17 protein-coding genes are annotated in these 17861 nt (G+C 73.6%); 6 read left to right on the plus strand and 11 right to left on the minus strand.

Features of this window, described 5'->3' with window-relative positions; translation table 11 throughout:
- Positions 1-14: 14 nt before the first annotated feature.
- Entirely contained in the window at positions 15-824 is an 810-nt protein-coding gene (locus tag ACIQMU_RS16010; protein ID WP_352243230.1) for an ion channel, read from the minus strand.
- A gap of 340 nt (positions 825-1164) precedes the next feature.
- Between ACIQMU_RS16010 and ACIQMU_RS16015 the strand changes: the two genes are divergently transcribed.
- A complete protein-coding gene (locus ACIQMU_RS16015; protein WP_402689037.1) occupies positions 1165-2430 on the plus strand; it encodes an MFS transporter in 1266 nt (421 codons plus the stop codon).
- A gap of 63 nt (positions 2431-2493) precedes the next feature.
- On the opposite strand, the gene ACIQMU_RS16020 is transcribed toward ACIQMU_RS16015, so the two are convergent.
- The 3 genes from ACIQMU_RS16020 to ACIQMU_RS16030 all read right to left on the minus strand — a co-directional run bounded on the left by ACIQMU_RS16020 (position 2494) and on the right by ACIQMU_RS16030 (position 6705).
- Positions 2494-3843, minus strand: a complete 1350-nt coding sequence (locus ACIQMU_RS16020) for a carboxyl transferase domain-containing protein (protein WP_352243228.1) — start codon at positions 3841-3843, stop codon at positions 2494-2496.
- Positions 3833-5338: an acyl-CoA synthetase gene (locus tag ACIQMU_RS16025; protein ID WP_352243227.1), complete on the minus strand. Its 1506-nt coding sequence runs from the start codon at positions 5336-5338 to the stop codon at positions 3833-3835. The genes ACIQMU_RS16020 and ACIQMU_RS16025 overlap by 11 nt, the downstream gene beginning before the upstream one ends.
- A gap of 143 nt (positions 5339-5481) precedes the next feature.
- Positions 5482-6705, minus strand: coding sequence for an MFS transporter (locus ACIQMU_RS16030; RefSeq protein WP_352243226.1), 1224 nt, complete (start codon positions 6703-6705; stop codon positions 5482-5484).
- 117 nt (positions 6706-6822) lie between these two features.
- On the opposite strand from ACIQMU_RS16030, the gene ACIQMU_RS16035 reads away from it, so the two are divergent.
- Positions 6823-7254 (plus strand): Lrp/AsnC family transcriptional regulator, encoded by a 432-nt coding sequence (locus ACIQMU_RS16035; protein WP_030078115.1) that lies wholly within the window; start codon positions 6823-6825, stop codon positions 7252-7254.
- Positions 7255-7320: 66 nt separating this feature from the next.
- Here the strand turns inward: ACIQMU_RS16035 and ACIQMU_RS16040 are convergent, their stop codons facing one another.
- The 4 genes from ACIQMU_RS16040 to ACIQMU_RS16055 all read right to left on the minus strand — a co-directional run bounded on the left by ACIQMU_RS16040 (position 7321) and on the right by ACIQMU_RS16055 (position 11498).
- The gene (locus ACIQMU_RS16040; RefSeq protein ID WP_352243225.1) at positions 7321-8913 is read right to left on the minus strand and encodes a GAF domain-containing protein; all 1593 of its coding nucleotides are present in this window, start codon (positions 8911-8913) and stop codon (positions 7321-7323) included.
- Between the two features lie 61 nt (positions 8914-8974).
- Positions 8975-10012, minus strand: a complete 1038-nt coding sequence (locus ACIQMU_RS16045; protein ID WP_352243224.1) for a rod shape-determining protein — start codon at positions 10010-10012, stop codon at positions 8975-8977.
- Between the two features lie 132 nt (positions 10013-10144).
- Entirely contained in the window at positions 10145-10714 is a 570-nt protein-coding gene (locus ACIQMU_RS16050) for a hypothetical protein (RefSeq protein WP_352243223.1), read from the minus strand.
- A gap of 364 nt (positions 10715-11078) precedes the next feature.
- The gene (locus tag ACIQMU_RS16055) at positions 11079-11498 is read right to left on the minus strand and encodes a MarR family transcriptional regulator (protein WP_352243221.1); all 420 of its coding nucleotides are present in this window, start codon (positions 11496-11498) and stop codon (positions 11079-11081) included.
- 130 nt (positions 11499-11628) lie between these two features.
- Here ACIQMU_RS16055 and ACIQMU_RS16060 point away from each other — a divergent pair, with 130 nt between their 5' ends.
- The 3 genes from ACIQMU_RS16060 (at position 11629) to ACIQMU_RS16070 (ending at position 14108) form a co-directional block, all read left to right on the plus strand.
- Entirely contained in the window at positions 11629-12648 is a 1020-nt protein-coding gene (locus tag ACIQMU_RS16060; protein WP_352243220.1) for an NADP-dependent oxidoreductase, read from the plus strand.
- 122 nt (positions 12649-12770) lie between these two features.
- A complete protein-coding gene (locus ACIQMU_RS16065) occupies positions 12771-13199 on the plus strand; it encodes an organic hydroperoxide resistance protein (protein ID WP_352243218.1) in 429 nt (142 codons plus the stop codon).
- A gap of 93 nt (positions 13200-13292) precedes the next feature.
- Positions 13293-14108, plus strand: a complete 816-nt coding sequence (locus ACIQMU_RS16070; RefSeq protein ID WP_352243217.1) for an EI24 domain-containing protein — start codon at positions 13293-13295, stop codon at positions 14106-14108.
- Between the two features lie 105 nt (positions 14109-14213).
- Here the strand turns inward: ACIQMU_RS16070 and ACIQMU_RS16075 are convergent, their stop codons facing one another.
- Positions 14214-15140, minus strand: coding sequence for an SGNH/GDSL hydrolase family protein (locus ACIQMU_RS16075; RefSeq protein ID WP_352243215.1), 927 nt, complete (start codon positions 15138-15140; stop codon positions 14214-14216).
- Between the two features lie 406 nt (positions 15141-15546).
- Between ACIQMU_RS16075 and ACIQMU_RS16080 the strand changes: the two genes are divergently transcribed.
- The gene (locus ACIQMU_RS16080; RefSeq protein WP_073741735.1) at positions 15547-16041 is read left to right on the plus strand and encodes a DUF3145 domain-containing protein; all 495 of its coding nucleotides are present in this window, start codon (positions 15547-15549) and stop codon (positions 16039-16041) included.
- Positions 16042-16223: 182 nt separating this feature from the next.
- Here the strand turns inward: ACIQMU_RS16080 and fabF are convergent, their stop codons facing one another.
- Both fabF and ACIQMU_RS16090 read right to left on the minus strand, forming a co-directional pair.
- Complete coding sequence (gene fabF / locus ACIQMU_RS16085; RefSeq protein ID WP_352243214.1) at positions 16224-17486, minus strand: beta-ketoacyl-ACP synthase II; 1263 nt, start codon at positions 17484-17486, stop codon at positions 16224-16226.
- 76 nt (positions 17487-17562) lie between these two features.
- Positions 17563-17811 (minus strand): acyl carrier protein, encoded by a 249-nt coding sequence (locus ACIQMU_RS16090; protein ID WP_028439857.1) that lies wholly within the window; start codon positions 17809-17811, stop codon positions 17563-17565.
- Positions 17812-17861: the final 50 nt, after the last annotated feature.

Here is a 17861-nt window from a genome sequence, read left to right on the forward strand (position 1 = left end):
TCGTCCTACTCGTCCTACTCGTCCGCGACCGCGTGCCGGACCGGGTGCGTACCGGGTCCGGCGGAGTTGGGGCCGGGCACCTTCGGAGCTTCGCGCCCGGAGGTGCCCGCCAGGCCCGCCACCTCGGCCCGCAGAGCGACGACCTCCGCGGTCAGCGCTTCCAGGAGGGCCGTCTGCTTCCTTCCCTCGGCGTTGTCCCGTTCGAATCGCGAGATGAACCAGGCCGCGATGTTCGCCGTCACGACACCGAGCAGTGCGATGCCGGAGAGCATCAGCCCCACCGCGAGCAGCCGGCCGAGTCCGGTGGTGGGCGCCAGGTCCCCGTACCCCACCGTCGTCATGGTGGTGAACGACCACCACACCGCGTCCCCGATCGTGCGGATGTTGCCGCTCGGCGCCTCCCGCTCGACCTGGAGCACCGCGAGCGAGCCGAACATCATGAGGCCGACGACGGTGCCGGCGACGTAGACGGTCATCGTGATCTGCGGCGCGTGCCTGGCCCGTCGGCCCACCAGCAGCAGTGTGGACACCAGTCGCAGCAGGCGCAGCGGCTGCACCAGCGGCAGGACCACGGCCAGCAGGTCCAGCGGGTGCCCCCGGACGAACGCCCATCTCCGGGGCGCGAGCAGCAGCCGCGTCACGTAGTCCCCGGCGAACGCCGCCCACACCGCCCACTCCGCCGCCCGGCACGCCGTGTGCGTCCAGGCCGGGGCGTCCGGGGCGAGGATGGGGACGGTGTAGGCGAGGGCGAACAGTACGGCCAGCACCAGCAGAGGGGTACGTGTGCGCTGTTCCCACTGGTCCAGCGGGAGGGGATGTTTCATACGGGCATGGTAGGAACCGGGTGGGGGACGCCTCCCGAAGGGGGCGTCCGGCCGCGGGGGAGGCCCCGCCCACCGGCCCGCCCCGGCGCGGGTCAGGCGGTGTAGCCGCCGTCGACCGAGGGTGGCTGCCCCGGGCACGGACGTCCGCTCGGTCGCCGCCTTCTACGCGACCGTCCTGCACGGTCTCTCGGTCGAGGCCCGCGACGGCGTGCCCTGGAGCAGCTCCGCTCCACCGTGGGCCACGCCGTGGCCCTGTGGGACTCCCTGGTGGGGCGGCCGGCCTCCCGGGCGCCGGCGGGGTGACACCGGCCCGCCGGAGAGGCGCTGGCTACCATCCTCTGTGACCGAAACGACCGAACCGCCCGCACGCCGCAACCGCATACTCGCCGACCTCACGCCGCTGCGGCTCTCGCCCGACTACCGGCGGCTCTGGTTCGGGAACACCGTTTCGTGGATCGGCCAGGGCATGACGGCGCTGGCGGTCTCGCTCCAGGTCTACGAGATCACCGGGTCGGCGTTCTCCGTGGGGCTCATCGGGTTCTGCTCGCTCGTGCCGCTCGTCGTCTTCGGCCTCTACGGCGGGGCCGTCGCCGACAGCGTGGACCGGCGCAAGCTCGGCCTGTTCAGCGCCCTCGGATCGTTCGCCCTCTCCGTCGTCCTGGTGGCGGCGACGGTCGCGGGCATCGAGCGGGTCGGGCTGCTGTACGCGGTCGTCGCCCTCCAGGCCGTCTGCTTCGCCCTCAACGCCCCGGCCCGCTCCTCGATGATCGCCCGGCTGCTGCCGGCCGAACAGCTGCCCGCCGCCAACGCGCTGAACTCCATGACCAGCACCACGGGCGCGCTCGTCGGGCCGATGCTGGGCGGTCTGATCGTCGGCTGGTGGGGCTACCGCGCCGCGTACTCCGTCGACGTCGCCACCTTCGCGGTCTCCCTGTACACCATGTGGCGGCTGCCCTCGATGCTGCCCGACCGGCGCGAGGGCGATACGGGCAAGCGGGCCTCGGTACGGGACGGGCTGCGGTTCCTCGGGACCCGGCCCAACCTGCGGATGACCTTCTTCACCGACCTGTGCGCGATGGTGCTCGCCCACCCCCGCGCCCTCTTCCCGGTCGTCGCCGTCCTCTGGTACGGGGGCGACGCGCGGACCACGGGGCTGCTCGTCGCCGCCCCGGCCTTCGGCATGCTGCTCGCCGGGGTGTTCTCCGGCTGGCTCGGCCGGATCCGGCGGCACGGACTCGCGGTCCTGCTGGCAGTCGGCTCCTGGGGCGCCGCCATCGCCGTCTTCGGGCTCACCCGGAACCTCTGGCTCGGGCTGCTGTTCCTGGCGCTCGCCGGGTGCGCGGACACCATCTCCATGGTCTTCCGCAACACGATGCTCCAGGCGGCCGCGCCCGACGAGATGCGCGGCCGGCTCCAGGGCGTCTTCATCGTCGTCGTGGCGGGCGGCCCCCGGCTCGGGGACTTCCTGGCGGGCACCGTCGCCGACCTCGCCGCCCCCACCGTCGCCGTCACCGGCGGCGGCGTCCTGTGCGTCGTCGGCGTGACCCTGCTCGCGCTGAAGTGGCGTGCCTTCGCCCGCTACGACGCGCACGACCCGCAGCCGTGACCGTGTCCGGCGTTCCCCCGGCCGTGACCCGCGGCTCGGACCGGGCCGGCCCCGGCCTCCCGCTCAGCCGACGATCGAGCGGGCGAAGCCCAGGTCCAGGAGGTCCTGCGGGCGCAGTCGCAACTGGTCGGCGGTGGCACCGCTCTCCGACGGCGGCCGCTTGAGGATCGCGGCGGCCAGTTCCGGGGCGATGACGGAGAAGTAACTGTCCGCCGTGACATGGGTGTTGTCCGGCGCCGCGAGCGCCAGCGCCCCGCCCGAGCCGCCCTCGCCGATTACCAGCGTCGTCACCGGCACCCGGGCCGCCGCGATGGCCGCGAAGGTGTCCGCGATGGCGGCGCCCGCGCCCGACCGCTCCGCCTCGGCGTCGTTCGCCGCGCCCGGGGTGTCGACCAGGGTGAGGACGGGGACGCCGAGCCGGTCCGCCAGCCGGACGGTCCGGGCCGCCGTACGGTATCCGGCGGGGCGGGTCGGCGTCCCGCACTGGGCGACGTACGCGACGGGCAGCCCGTCCGGGCGCAGCCCGAAACCGCACAGCAGTCCCGGGTCCGTGCCCCCGCACCGGTCCCCGTGGAGGGGGAGCCGCAGGGCGAAGTAGTCGGCCAGGTACGCCCGCGCGCGGGGCCGCCGGGAACCGCGCGCCCGTGCCACCGCCTCCCGTCCGGTCTCCGGAAGCCGGGCCGCCGACAGCGCGCGCGGCACCGGGGCGGCGGGGAGCGCACCGTGCGGGCCCAGCGCGCGCAGCCAGTGCGTCACCGCGGCGGCCAGCTCCCCGGGCGGGACGACCGCGTCCACCTGGCCCGCCGTGAACTGCCCCTCGGCGCTGTACGCGTGCGGGTCCGCGTCCGGCGGCCGCACCCGGGACCCGGCGAAGCCGATCTGCGCGCCCGGCAGCGCCAGCACCACATCGGCGCCCGCCCCCACCGTGGCCCAGCCGCCGCCGGTCGTCGGGTCGCGGACCACCGCGATCTGCGGGAGCCCTGCCGCGCGCAGCCGGGCCGAGGCGGCGGCCACCCGCTGGAGCTGGGTGAGCGCGACCATGCCCTCCTGCATCCGGCTGCCGCCCGTGGTGACGAGCGCGAGCAGCGGCAGCCGCCGGGTCAGGGCCAGCTCGTAGGCGGCGGCCAGGCGGTCGCCCGTCAGCCGTCCCAGCGAACCGCCGAGGAAACCGAATTCGAAGGAGAGCAGCACGCACGCGCGGTCGCCGACCGCCCCGGTGCCGTACACCACGGACTCCTCCTCGCCGGTCCGCGCCGCCGCCCGCTCCCGCGCCGCGTCGTACCCCGCCCAGCCGAGCGGCCCGTCCGGTGGCAGCGGGTGCGGCGGCGGGCGGTGCTCGGCGAAGCCGTCCGCGCCGGTGAGCAGCGCGATCATCTCCCGGGCCGTGGCCCGGGCGGGGGAGTCAGCGGACATGGAGCGACCTCTTCATGATCTTGCCCAGATCGTTGCGGGGCAGGGCGTCCAGATAGCGCACGGTGCGCGGGCGCTTGTGCGGGGCCAGCTGGGCCGCCACGTGGTCCGCCAGCTCCTCGGCGGACGGCGGGGAGCCCGGGTCCGCCGCGACGACCCAGGCCACGACCCGTTCGCCGAGGTCGGGGTCCTCCTCGCCGGTCACGGCCGCCTCCCGGACCCCGGGGTGGGCGAGCAGCGCGTTCTCGATCTCGCCCGCGCCGATCTTGTAACCGCCGCTCTTGATCAGGTCGGTGGCCCTGCGCCCGACGAGGGTGACGTAGCCGTCCGCGTCCACCGTGCCGACGTCCCCCGTACGGAACCAGCCGTCCGCCGTGTGCGCGGCGGCGGTGGCGTCGGGCCGGTTGAGGTAGCCGGTGAAGAGGTTCGGGCCCCGCACCTGGATCTCGCCGATCGCCCCGGCGGCGTCCAGCACCGTGCCGTCCTCCTCCACCAGCCGCAGCTCCACCCCGGCGAGCGGCGGGCCCACAGTCCCCGGGCGCGGCGCGCCGTCCGCCCGGATCCCCGTGTTCATCAGGGTCTCCGTCATCCCGTACCGCTCGATCACCCGCCGCCCGGTCGCCGTCGCGATGCGTTCGTGGTCGTGCGCGGGCAGCGCGGCCGAACCGGAGACCAGCAGCCGGGCCCCGGCCAGCGCCCCGGCCAGCGCGTCCCGTTCGGCGCCGCTCGCCGGGGAGCCGCGCTCCGCCCCGCCCGCCGGGCCGTCCAGCGCCTCCGCCAGCCGGTGGTACATCGTCGGCACCCCGAAGAGCATGGTGCCGCCGGAGTCCAGCTCACGGGTCACACCGGCGGGCGAGAACGTCCCCAGGTGGCGCAGGGAGCCGCCCCGCCGCAGGGGGCCGAGGACGCCCAGGATCAGCCCGTGGACGTGGAACAGCGGCAGCGCGTGGACCAGGACGTCGTCGCCGGTCCACCCCCAGGCGTCCTCCAGCGCGTCCAGCGACGCGGCGATGGCCCGGCGCGGCAGAACGGCGCCCTTGGGCGGTCCGGTGGTGCCGGAGGTGTAGACGATGAGGGCGGGGTCCTCGGGGCCGGTCCCGCCCGCCGTGTGCTCTTCCGCGGCTTCGGCGTCCGCGCGCGCGTCGACCGTCACACGCCGCGGCTTCTCCAGCGCGGGCGGCAGCTCGACGTCCGGCCCCGCCAGCACGGCCGTTGGCTCGCTGTCCGCCAGGATGTGCGCCAACTCGCGTTCGCCGGTACGGGGGTTGACCGGCACGGCCGGTACCCCGGCCCGCAGCGCCGCCACCACCGCGATCACCGTCTCCGGTGTCGGGGTGGCCCAGACGGCGATCCGGCCCCCGCCCGCGAGGCGGGCGGCGAGCGCGGCGGAGGCGTCGGCCAGCCGGCCGTAGGTCAGGGTGAGGTCACCGAAGCGGACGGCCTCCCGGGAGGCTGCCGGGCCGGTGGGGGACTGGAGCGCGGGAAGAAGGAGGGTCACGCCGGGCAGCCTAGGGCGTCGGGGCGGACGTCGGCGGGGGTACGGATGCCGATGAGGGCAGCGTCACCTTCGGCCGGCCGGGGGCCGCACGCGGACGGGCCGCCTTCCGGCCGGAGCGCGGCCGTCCGCACGCCCCGCGGTGGTCACCCGTCGCGCCGGGCGGTCCGCATCCGCCCGTACGCGTACACGCATCCCGCCAGCGCCAGGTCCGACAGCAGCATGAAGCCGATCGCGTACGAGTCCTTGGCGCTGTAGATCGCGCCCATCACCATCGGCGGCACGAAGCCGCCGAGCCCGCCCATCGCGCCGACGATGCCCGTCACACTGCCCACCTGCGGCTGCGGCGTCACCTGCGAGACCAGGGCGAACACGCTGCCGCTCGCGGTGCCGAGCCCGGCCGCCATGGCGAGCAGCGCGATCGTCCCGACTGGGTCCAACGGCGGCTCGAATGCCTGCACGACCGCCATCAGCGCGGCCAGCAGCAGGGCCACCGAGGTCACCAGCGCCGGGTGGGCGCGGTCCGAGAGCCAGCCGCCGACCGGCCGGAAGACGACCGTGACCAGGGCGAACCCGGCGGCCTTGGTGCCCGCCTCGGTCGGTGACATCTCGTACCAGGTCTTCAGGTACGTCGGCAGATAGACCCCGAAGGCCACGATGCCGCCGAAGCCGATCGCGTACAGCGCCGACAGCTCCCAGGTCACCCGCAGCTTCCCGGCCACGGCGAGACGCCGCGTCAGCGTGTCCGTGGGGACCTTCCGGCCGGGGTGGTCGCTGACCAGCACGGCCGCCAGCAGCGCGTACAGCACCAGCGCGCCCGCGACCACGAGGAAGGGCAGGTTGTCGCCGTGCTTCGCGATGCGCGGCGTGAAGTAGCCCGACAGCGCCACCCCGCCCATGCCCATCCCGAACACACCCAGCGCGAAACCCCGCCTGGCGGGCGGGAACCAGGAGTTGACCAGCGGAACGCCGATCGCGAACGTCGTGCCGCCGAGACCGAGCAGGAACCCGACCGCGATCATCGCCCCGTAGGAGTTCTTGGCCGGGATGAGCAACAGCACCGGCACGACGGTCAGCGCCGAGACCAGCGGGAACATCACCTTCGCGCCGTACTTGTCGGTCAGCGCCCCCACCGGGATCCGGCCGATCGACCCGACGAGCACCGGCACGGCCACCAGGAACGACTGCTGGAACGAGCTGAGACCGAGCCGGTCCTTGTACTCCCCGGACATCGGCGCGATCAGGTTCCAGGCCCAGAAGGTCAGCGCGAAGCCGACCGTCGCCATGACGAGGTTGCGGTACGCGGCCGGGGACGGCGCGGCAGCCGCCGGTGAGGGCGGCTCGGGGGACTGCTTCGCGGAGGTGTCCACGCAGCCAAGTCAAGGGCGTGGGGCACCGGGCGGCCCGTCGGACTGCGCCGGCCGGGGGACAACGGGCGCGCACGGGCTCCCCCAGCCGATATCGCCGCAAGCTGGGACAATCGCGGTATGGATCGGCTGGACAGGGAAATCCTCGGCATTCTCCAGGAGGACGCCCGGATCTCGTACCGGGACCTGGGCGTACGTGTGGGGCTCAGCGCCAACGCGGCGGGCGACCGGGTCCGCCGGATGCGCCGGGACGGGGTCATCCGCGGCTTCACCGTCATCGTCGACCCGGCCGCCGACACCCGTTCGGGCCTGGTCGTCTTCATCGATGTGACGCTGCGCCTCGACACGACGAACGAGGAGTTCGAACGCTCGGTGCTCATGCTGCCCGGGATCACGGAGGTGGTGCACGTGACGGGCGGCCACGACTACCTCGTCCGGGCCACCGCCGCCGACCCGGGCGCCCTGGACACCCTGCTGCGCCGGCTGAAACGGGAGGCGGGCATCGCCCACTCCAACACCCGGATCGCTCTGCGGGCGGCGCCGAAGCACTGACCGCGCCGCGGTGACCCGCACCTGGCCGGGGTCTGCCGGCCGGCACGGACCGCGCGGCGCACGACGTCAGGCCGGGGCCTGCCACGTCACGGTCGTCGGCCGGCCGCCGTCCTCGCCGCGCCCGTCGTCCGCGACCACCAGCCGCACGCCGCCGCGCCCGTCCGGCAGCCGGACCGTGGCGTCCACCTCCACCTCGATGGCACTGACCCCGGGCCTGCGGTGCGCGGCGGCCAGCGCCCCGCGCAGGGCGGCCAGCAGCTCCCGGCCCGTCTCCTCGCCCACCAGTGTGTCCACCGCTCCCGTGAACCGCACCGACGGCGGGAACCCCAACAGGGCCGCCGCGCCCCGGGTCTCCCGCAGTACCCGGCCCCGGAAGGTGCTCGGGGCGGCGGCGGGCGGCTGCTGGAGGGCGAAGATCGCGGTGCGGACCTCCTGGATGGTGGAGTCCAGCTCGTCCACCGCCCGGCCCAGCAGTTCACCGGCCCCGGCCTCCTGGCCGCCGCCGGCCTCCTGCGGCCCGGCCCTGCGGCGGGTCGACTCCAGCATCATCTCGGTGGCGAAGAGCCGCTGGACCACCAGATCGTGCAGGTCCCGGGCGATCCGGTCGCGGTCCTCGTACACCGCGAGCTGTTCCCGGTCGGCCTGCGCGTCCGCCAGCACCAGGGCCAGCGCCGCCTGCGAGGCGAACTGGGTCGCCAGCAGCCGGTCCAGGTCCGTGTAGGGCCGCTCGCCGCGCCGCCGGGGCAGGGCCAGGGTGCCGATGAGCCGCCCGCCGCTCTGCAACGGCAGCATCATGCTCGGCCCGAACCGGGAACGCACCCCGGTGGTCATCCGGGGGTCGGTGGCCGAGTCGTCGACGAAGACCGGTTCGCCGCCGAGCAGTTGGGCCAGCACCGGGGAGCCGGGCTCGATCACCGTGCCGACGATGCCCGCCGGATCGTCCAGGGTGGAGGCGGTGACGATCTCCATCCCGCCCTCCTCCGTCGGCTGGAGGATCACCCCGGCCGAAGCGCCCGCCAGCACCCTGGCCTGTTCGGCCACCGTCATCAGGGCGTCGGCCGCGTCGGTACGGGTCAGCAGGGCCGTGGTGACGGCCGCCGCCCCCGCGATCCAGCGCTCGCGCTGCCGGGCCGTCCCGTACAGGCGGGCGTTGCCGATCGCGACGCCCGCCTGGGCGGCGAGCGCCCGCAGCAGGCCCCGGTCGGTGTCGGTGAACGGCCCCGACGGCTTCCCGGCGAGGCAGAGATGCCCGAACACCTCGGAGTGGACCCGGATCGGGGCCCGGAGGAGGCTCCGCACCGGCGGACGGTCCGGCGCGGCGGCGCCGCTACGCGGGCCGGCGCCCGGGTCGTCGGGGTGCGGCGGGCGCGAGTTCCCGGCCACGGCGTCCGGCTCCCCGGAGAGGCCGTCCGGGAGGAGGTCCAGGTGCTGCCGCTCCGCCTCCGTCATCCCGGCCGTGTACAGCTCACCGATCCGGTCCCGGTCCGGGTCCAGCACCCCGAGCGCACCGTGGCGGGCCCCGGTGAGCGCGATGGCGGTGTCCACGATCCGCTGGAGGGTGGAGCCCAGCTCCAGGTCGCTGCCGACGTCGAGGATCGCCTCCAGAAGCAGCGGCAGCCGCCCGGCGGCGGCCGGGCCGGGCTCCACGGGCCCCGTCATCCGTTCCGTCCGCTCCGTCCGCGCGGTTCGTCCCGCCACCCGGTCCGTGTCGACGAGGTCCTCACCCTGCCAGCGGGTTGAGGACCATCGGCTGGATCTTGCCGTCCAGCATCGCGCCCAGGCCCAGCACCGAGCAGACGTCGGGGCGCTCCGCGATGTGCACCGGCATCCCCGTCGCGTCGCGCAGCATCTGGTCGAGCCCCGGGAGCAGCGCGCTGCCGCCCACCATCATGATCCCGCGGTCCGCGAGGTCGGCCACCAGGTCCGGCGGGCACTCGCGGAGCACCTTGCCGACCCCGTCGAGCACCGCGGTGAGCGGGGTGTGGATGGCCTGCCGCACGGCGGCGGTGTCGACCTGCACCGAGCGGGCCAGGCCGGTCGCCACGTCGCGGCCGTGGATCTCGGTGAGGGCGGGGCCGGTGAGCTGGAGGCCGTTGCCGTGCAGCGCCAGTTGGAGCGGGCGCACGGACTGGCTCGGGAGCAGCAGCTCGTGGCGCTGGCGCAGATGCTGGATGATCGCCTCGTCGATCGCGTTGCCGCCCACCGGGATGCGTACGGCGGTCACGATCGAGCCGAGCGAGAGCACCGCGATCTGAGTGGTGGCGGCCCCGCACACCATGATCATGGTGGCGGTCGGCTGCTCGACCGGCAGCCCGCAGCCCACGGCCGCCGCGATCAGGGTGTCCACCAGCTCGACCCGGCGGGCGCCGAGCCCGACCAGGGTCTCCACCGTCGCGCGCTGGGCCAGCGGATCGGCCTCGTGCGGGGTGCAGGCGGCGGCGCGCAGCCGGGGCTTGCGGCGCAACTGGCGGCGGAGCTTGTCGCCCAGCAGGTGGCGCAGCATCCGCTGGGCCATCTCGATGTCGACGACGGTGCCGCCGGAGACCGGGCGGGCCACCCGGATGTAGTCGGGGGTGCGGCCGGTCATCTGCTCGGCGAGCGCGCCGACGGCGATGAGGGAGCCGGTACGGGTGTTGACGGCGGCGACGCTCGGTTCGTCGACGACGAGCCCGAGTCCCTTGACGTACACCCGGGTCCTCGCGGCCCCGAGGTCGACGGCGACATGGCAACGCTGCAACTGCTCAAGGCTGACGGTCACGGCGAGTTCTCCCGAGAGCGCGGATGGAGGGCACCGGCGGCAGCCGGTCTCTCCTTGCATGCTCGCGCTCTCCCGCCCGTCGCGCGCGCTGAGCTGCGCCGTAAGAGGGGCCGGAGCTGACGGCTCCTCAGTTCACCGGGCCGGAAGCAGCCGCTGGAACAGGCCCCAGGTGAACTCGGCGACGCATTCCCGGCCGGTCGCCGGGTCGGTGACGGCCAGTGCCCAGCGGGTCGGGGCGCTGCCCTCCATCGGCCGGGCCGGAGGGAAGGCGCGGGCGGCCTCGTCGACGGTGCACGACCACGGGAGCAGCGCGTCCGGCGTGGTCAGCTCGGGCCCGGCGACGCCCGGGGCCCGCACCAGCCAGGCGTTCCACACGGCCCCGCCGGGTCCGGCCGTCACCTCGAAGCGCAGGTCCGGCCAGAGTGGCACCGGCCACAGCAGCGCCTCGCACTCCAGGTCTCCGACCCGGCGGGGCAGGGTCATTTCCGGTTCGCCGAGCACCGAGCGGTAGCGCCGCAGCTCTCCCCGCCCCCGGGGCGCGCGCACCATGGCCTGCCAGCGGCGGTTGGCCTCCCGCTGGTCGGCGAGGGAGGCGCTCAGTTCGTGCCGGGCCTCCTCGGCCAGGCCGGGCTGGTGATCGGCCATCCGGCGCAGCAGGACGAGCTGGAACTGAAGAGGGCCGAAGGGGGCGGGGGCGGTCATGCCGCCCATCCTCCCGCGTGTCAGGCGTATCGGACCGGCCGTCCGCCGCATCCGGGCTTCGTCACAAGATCCTCACCTGTGCGGCTTCCCCGGTTGTTCGGTGCACGCCTACTCTGCGGGCGCCATGGATTACTGCCACCCGTGCCGACGGCATCTCAACGGAGCCCTGGCCTGCGCCGGGTGCGGAACGCCCGCCGAGGCGCTGGGCCACTACGCCGCCGACGGAGCCGACGCCCGCCCCCACGCCCACCCCGGCACCGTCCCCGACCTGCACCCGGTTCCTGTGGTGGTGCACATAGCGCTCGGCCCCGCACCCCGTCCGCAGGCCGGGAGTGATCCGCCGGAAGCCCCCGCGGGACAGCCCCTAGCCCAGCATCCGGCGCAGCAGGTCCCGCAGGACCGTGCGCTCGGCCTCGGAGAGCCCGGCCAGCGGCTCCCGGGCGAAGTCCAGCGCATCCCGCAGCTCACGGGCCGTGCGCCTGCCCCGCTCCGTGGCGGCGGCCAGCTTCACCCGCCGGTCCGCCGGATCGGGCCTGCGCTCGACCAGCTCCCGGACCTCCAGCCGGTCGATGATCCCGGTGACGTTCGACGGCTCGCACTTCAGGCTGAGGGCGATCTTCCGCATCGGCAGGGGGGCGAGCGAGAGCAGCCCGAGCACCCGCGCCTGCGCCCCGGTGAGGGAGTGCTCGGCGGCAGCCCGGTCGTACTCCTCGTGGTAGCGCGCCACGACGGTGCCGATGAGCTCGACGACCTCGAAGGTCAGGGGGTCTGTGCGAGTGGCCATGAGTGACAGGGTACCGATTTGCTTGACATCATGAAATATTCAGGCGCATGGTTGTTTCACATCATGAAGCTTTTCGCGCCACCGGGCGCGGAAGCCCGCCCCCGTAGGACATCGAGGAGAACCCGAGCCCATGTCTGCAACACTTCCCACGTCAAGCCGTGAATGGCACCTCGTCGCCCGCCCGCACGGCTGGCCCAAGGCCGAGGACGTCGCGCTGCGTGAGGCCGCGGTCGCAGCTCCGGCCGAAGGCCGCGTCCTCGTCCGCAACAAGTACTTCTCCGTCGACCCGTACATGCGCGGCCGGATGAACGACGTGAAGTCCTACACCCCGCCCTTCCAGCTCGACCACCCCATGGAGGGCGGCGCGGTCGGCGAGGTCATCGCGTCGAACGCCGAAGGGTTCGCCGTCGGCGACCACGTCCTGCACGGTCTGGGCTGGCGCGAGATCGCCGACGTGCCCGCCAAGCGCGCAGTCAAGGTCGACCCGGACCTCGCCCCGCTCTCCGCCTACCTCGGCGTGCTCGGCATGACCGGACTCACCGCCTACGCGGGCCTGTTCGAGGTGGCCTCCTTCAAGGAGGGCGACGCGGTCTTCGTCTCCGGCGCGGCCGGCGCCGTCGGCAGCCAGGTCGGCCAGATGGCGAAGCTCAAGGGCGCCTCGCGGGTCATCGGCTCCGCCGGCTCCGACGAGAAGGTCAAGCTCCTCACCGAGGAGTACGGTTTCGACGCCGCGTTCAACTACAAGAACGGGCCCGTCCGCGACCAGCTCAAGGAAGCCGCCCCCGACGGCATCGACGTCTACTTCGACAACGTCGGCGGCGAGCACCTCGAAGCCGCGATCTCCTCGTTCAACGTGCACGGCCGCGCCACCATCTGCGGCATGATCGCGCAGTACAACGCGACCGAGCCGACCCCCGGCCCGAGCAACATGGCGCTGATCATCGGCAAGCGGCTGCGCCTGACGGGCATGCTCGTCGGCGACCACGCCGACCTCCAGCCGCAGTTCGTCCGGGAGGTCGCCGGCTGGCTGGCCTCGGGCGAGCTGAAGTACCAGGAGACGACGGTCGAGGGCATCGAGAAGGGGTACGACGCGTTCATCGGTCTGCTGCGCGGTGAGAACACCGGGAAGATGATCGTTTCCCTGGTCTGACCCGGCCCCGGCCCGGGGCCGACCCGCCCCCCGCCGCTCCCGGTCACCCGTTAGGCTCATCCCCAGGCCGTCGCGATCGTGGGCGCGAGTCGCGGCGCACCAACAGGAGGAATCCTCACACCATGACCATTCAGCAGATAGACGTCGCCTACACCGCCGTCGCCACCGCCGAGAACGGCCGCGACGGCCGGGTCTCCTCCGACGACGGTCAGCTCGACGTCGTCGTCAACCCGCCGAAGGCCCTGGGCGGCAGCGGCGCGGGCACCAACCCCGAGCAGCTCTTCGCGGCCGGCTACAGCGCCTGCTTCCAGGGCGCGCTGGGCGTCGTCGCCCGCCAGGAGAAGGCCGACGTCTCCGGCTCGACGGTGACCGCCTCGGTGTCCATCGGCAAGACCGAGGCCGGCGGCTTCGGCCTGGAGGTCGCGATCAGCGCCTCCATCCCGAACGTCGACGCCGCCACCGCGCAGGCGCTCATCGAGAAGGCCCACCAGGTCTGCCCGTACTCGAACGCCACCCGCGGCAACATCAAGGTCGAGCTGTCGGCCGCCTGACCGAAGCGCCGCCGCCGTCGACGGCGGCACGACGAGGACCGCACCCCCGGGTGCGGTCCTCGTCGCCTTCCGCACGCCAGTACGCTGACGCCCATGAGTGATCTCGGGGCGGGTTTCGGCTACTTGATGAAGGGGCAGCGCTGGGTTGCCCACCACGGGCGATGGTTCGGATTCGGGCTGCTGCCCGGACTCGTCACCCTCGTCCTGTACGCCGGAGCCCTGATCGGACTCGGTTACGGAGCCGACGACCTCGTCGGCTGGGCCACCCCGTTCGCCGATGACTGGTCCTCACCCTGGCAGGGCCTTCTGCGCACCGGGCTGACCGCGCTCGTCTTCGTCCTCGGCCTGTTCCTCGCGGTCATCACCTTCACCGCCGTCACGCTCCTGGTCGGCCAGCCGTTCTACGAATCGCTCTCCGAGGAGGTCGACCGCAGCGAGGGCGGCGAGGTCCCCGAGTCCGGACTGCCGCTCTGGCAGGACCTGTGGATCTCCGCCCGCGACTCCGTGCGCATCCTGCTGCGCGTCGCCCTGTACGGGATCGTCCTCTTCGCCTGCGGCTTCATCCCCGTGGTCGGGCAGACCGTGGTCCCCGCGATCGGCTTCTGCGTCTCCGGCTACTTCCTGGCCGAGGAGCTGACCGCCGTCGCGCTCCAGCGCCGGGGCATGGTCCTGGGGGACCGCCTCGTCCTGCTGCGCGGCCGCCGGACGCTGGTGCTCGGCTTCGGGGTCCCGCTGACCCTGGCCTTCCTCGTCCCGTTCGTCGCGGTGTTCCTGATGCCCGGAGCCGTCGCCGGAGCCACCCTCCTCGCCCGCGACCTGGTGGACCCGGACCCGGCGGCGGACCCGGACCCCGGGCCCGGGGCCTCCGACAGCGGCGGCACACCGGCCCCGCGGGCCTGGTCCGCGTGACCGGACCGCCGGCGGCCGCCTCCCGCCGGCCCACAGCGGAGTGCGCGCGCCCTCCCGGCCCGCGCCGGCCGTGACGCCGGGCCTGAAGAGAGGGAGCGACGGCCCTCAGGCGGGAGGCTCTGCCGCCGTGACGTTGCGGTAGGCGATCTCCGCCAGCCGGGCCTGGCCGTCGCGGCTCGGGTGGAACCAGTCCCACGGGCTGAGCTGGGTCCCGGTGAAGCGGAAGTCGAACACCGCCCCGCCGTCGTAACGGCAGAGCCGGTCCTGCGCGCACACGTCCCGCAGCACCCCGTTGTACGCCACCACCCGCTCGCGCACCGCGTCCCGCCGGGCCACGGCCGCCGGGCCCATGTCGTCCGCGTCGGCCAGCATCGACCGGCAGATGCCGAGCTGCCAGATCTTCTTGCCCAGTTCGTTCACCCGCCCCGTCGACCAGAGCCGCTTCAGGTCCGGCACGCTGGAGACGTACACCTGCGCCTTCGGCGCCCCGGACCGCAGCTGACGCATCGACGCCTCGAACGACGCCCGGAAGTCCGCCACCGGCGTCATCAGCCGCACGGAGTCCCGGCACGCGTCGTTCGCACCCGTCATCACCGTCACCAACTCCGGCCGCTCCTTCGCCGCCAGCGCCATCTGCTCGGGCAACTGCACCATCCGCGACCCCGAGACCGCGTGGTTCCAGCTGCGGTCCGCCGCCTTCCCCGGGCCCAGCAGCCGGACCGCGAGACTGCGCACCGCGTCGTCCGTACCGGTCGCCCAGGACACCTCGGGGCAGTCGGCCAGCACCGAGCACGCGTCGAAGCCCCGGGTGATGGAGTCCCCGACGGCCGCGACCGACCGGGGCCGGGGATTCCAGCCCGGGGCGGGGGAGGGGGACGGCGAGGCGCTCCGCGTGGCGGCGGGCGCGTTCCGCGACACGCCACCCTCCGCGCCGCCGCCGCAACCGGCCAGCGCGGCGACGCCGACGCAGGAGAGCGCCGTCAGCACGGCGGCAGAGCTACGCGTTCGTGGGCGTTTCGCACGCTCCGGCATCAGTCGGATCCCCTCCGGTCAACCTCTGGCTCAGCCCCTCCCCGACGATGAGGGGGGCGGGTCCTATGCCGCTGGACATGCCCCCGGCAAGCACACGATCCCCAGGTCGGAGCTCTGCGCGCCCTGCCGGGTGAAAGCCGGCGAATCAGGGGCCCGAGACCGACGGTACGTCACACGGACGGCCCCGGCGCACGGTAGCTTTTCCCCGTCGAACCAGTGGTGTCCCGCCCGCCCGCGTACCCCGGGGCGGCTCCGGTACATTACGTCACGTCACATACTGTCCCTTTTCAGGAGATTAACTCCCGATGCTGTTTACTGATGACAACCTCGGGAGCCGGCCGGAAAGAGGCGGTACGGGCGCGAGGCCGCTGGGGAAGGCGCACCTCGTCCCACACGGGAGGTTCCGGTGACCACACGTGGAGTCCTGTACGTTCACTCCGCACCGCGCGCGCTGTGCCCACACGTCGAGTGGGCGGTGGCGGGCGTCCTCGGTGTGCGGGTCCAGCTGGACTGGATCAGACAGCCGGCCGCGCCCGGCACCTGGCGGTCCGAATTCTCCTGGAAGGGCCGCGCCGGCACCGCCTCGCAGCTCGCCTCCGCGCTGCGCGGCTGGGACCTCCTGCGCTTCGAGGTGACCGCCGAGCCGTGCCCCACCGCCGAGGGCGAGCGCTACAGCTCCACCCCCGGCCTCGGCATCTTCCACGCCGTCACCGGCATGCACGGCGACATCCTGGTCCCCGAGGACCGGCTGCGGGCCGCACTGGCCCGCTCGGTGCGCGGCGAGAGCGACCTGGAGACGGAGATCGCCTCGCTCCTGGGCAAGCCCTGGGACGACGAGCTGGAGTCCTTCCGCCACGCGGGCGAGGGCGCCCCGGTCCGCTGGCTCCACCAGGTCGTCTAGGGCGTGTCCGGCAAATCTCGACCGGGTCCGCGACGCTGTCCCGCCAGGGATTACGGGACAGCCCTCGGGACCAGGACCTCTTCGCCCGGATCGAGCAGAGCTCGCGGGTCACGACGAAGCCCGCCTCCCGGGACCCGGGAGGCGGGCTTCTCACATCCGGCGTCAGGCGGGCGCCCGCCCCGTCACACGGACCGGAACGCCAGCACCACGTTGTGGCCGCCGAACCCGAACGAGTTGTTGATCGCCGCGATCGGACCCTCGGGCAGCACCCGCGGCTCATCCCGCACGACGTCCGCGTCGATCGCCTCGTCGAGCTCGCCGATGTTGATGGTCGGCGGAGCGATGCGGTGGTGCAGCGCCAGAACCGTCGCCACGGTCTCGATGCCGCCCGCGCCACCCAGCAGGTGACCCGTCATCGACTTCGTCGCCGAGATCGCGACATGGTCGAGGTCGTCGCCCAGCACCAGGCGCAGCGCCTTGATCTCGGCGAGGTCGCCCTGCGGAGTCGACGTGGCGTGCGCGTTGAGGTGGACCACCTCGGACGGCTTGAGGTCGCTGGAGTCCAGCAGGTTCCGCATCGCGGCGGCGATGCCCCGCCCGGTGGGCTCGGGCTGCGCGATGTGATGGGCGTCGGCCGACAGGCCCTGGCCCAGCACCTCGCAGTAGACCCGCGCGCCCCGCTTGGCGGCGTGCTCGGCGGACTCCAGGACGACGACGCCCGCACCCTCGCCGAGGACGAAGCCGTCCCGGCCGGTGTCGTACGGCCGCGAGGCTTTCTCGGGCTCGTCGTTGTTCTTGGACATCGCCATCATGTTGGCGAACGCGGCGATCGGCAGCGGGTGGATCGCCGCCTCCGTGCCACCGGCGACGACCACGTCGGCACGGCCGGTACGGATCATCTCCACGGCGTACCCGATCGCCTCCGCGCCCGAGGCGCAGGCGGAGACGGGCGTGTGGACACCGGCCTGGGCGTTGACCTCCAGGCCGACGTTGGCCGCCGGGCCGTTGGGCATGAGCATGGGAACGGTGTGCGGGGAGACGCGGCGTACGCCCTTCTCCTTCAGCACGTCGTACTGGTCGAGCAGGGTGGTCACGCCGCCGATGCCGGAGGCGATGACCGAGCCCAGGCGCTCGGGGGCGACGGTCTCGTCCTCGCCGGCCTTGGCGGTGAAGCCCGCGTCCGCCCACGCCTCACGGGCCGCGATCAGCGCGAACTGCGCCGAGCGGTCCAGCTTGCGGGCCAGCGGGCGGGGCAGGACGTCGCCCGGGTCGACCGCCGCGAGCGCGGCGATCCGGACGGGCAGTTCGGCGAAGCGCTCGCCTTCGAGAGGCTTGACGCCGGACCGGCCGGCCATCAGACCTTCCCAGGTCGATGCGGAGTCGCCACCCAGCGGAGTGGTTGCGCCGATACCGGTGACGACCACGGTGCGATTGGTCGAGTTCACTGGAAAATCTTCTCCACGTGTAGAGGGTCGTGAATCAGCGGCGCCACCGCCGGGTGGCGACACAGCCGGGCTGGGATCAGCCCTGGTGCTTCAGGATGTACTCGGCGGCGTCGCCGACCGTCTTGAGGTTCTTGACGTCCTCGTCGGGGATCTTGACGTCGAAGCGCTCCTCGGCGGCGACGACGACCTCGACCATGGACAGCGAGTCGACGTCCAGGTCGTCGGTGAAGGACTTGTCCAGCTGGACGTCCTCGACCGGGATACCGGCGATCTCGTTGACGATCTCGGCGAGACCGGTGACGATCTCTTCCTGCGTGGCGGCCATCTTGGCGCTCCTTCGGTGGGTTTCTTCAGGGTTCGTAGCTACGGACCAAA

Source organism: Streptomyces sp. NPDC091649 (assembly GCF_044756785.1).
Taxonomy (GTDB): Bacteria; Actinomycetota; Actinomycetes; order Streptomycetales; family Streptomycetaceae; genus Streptomyces.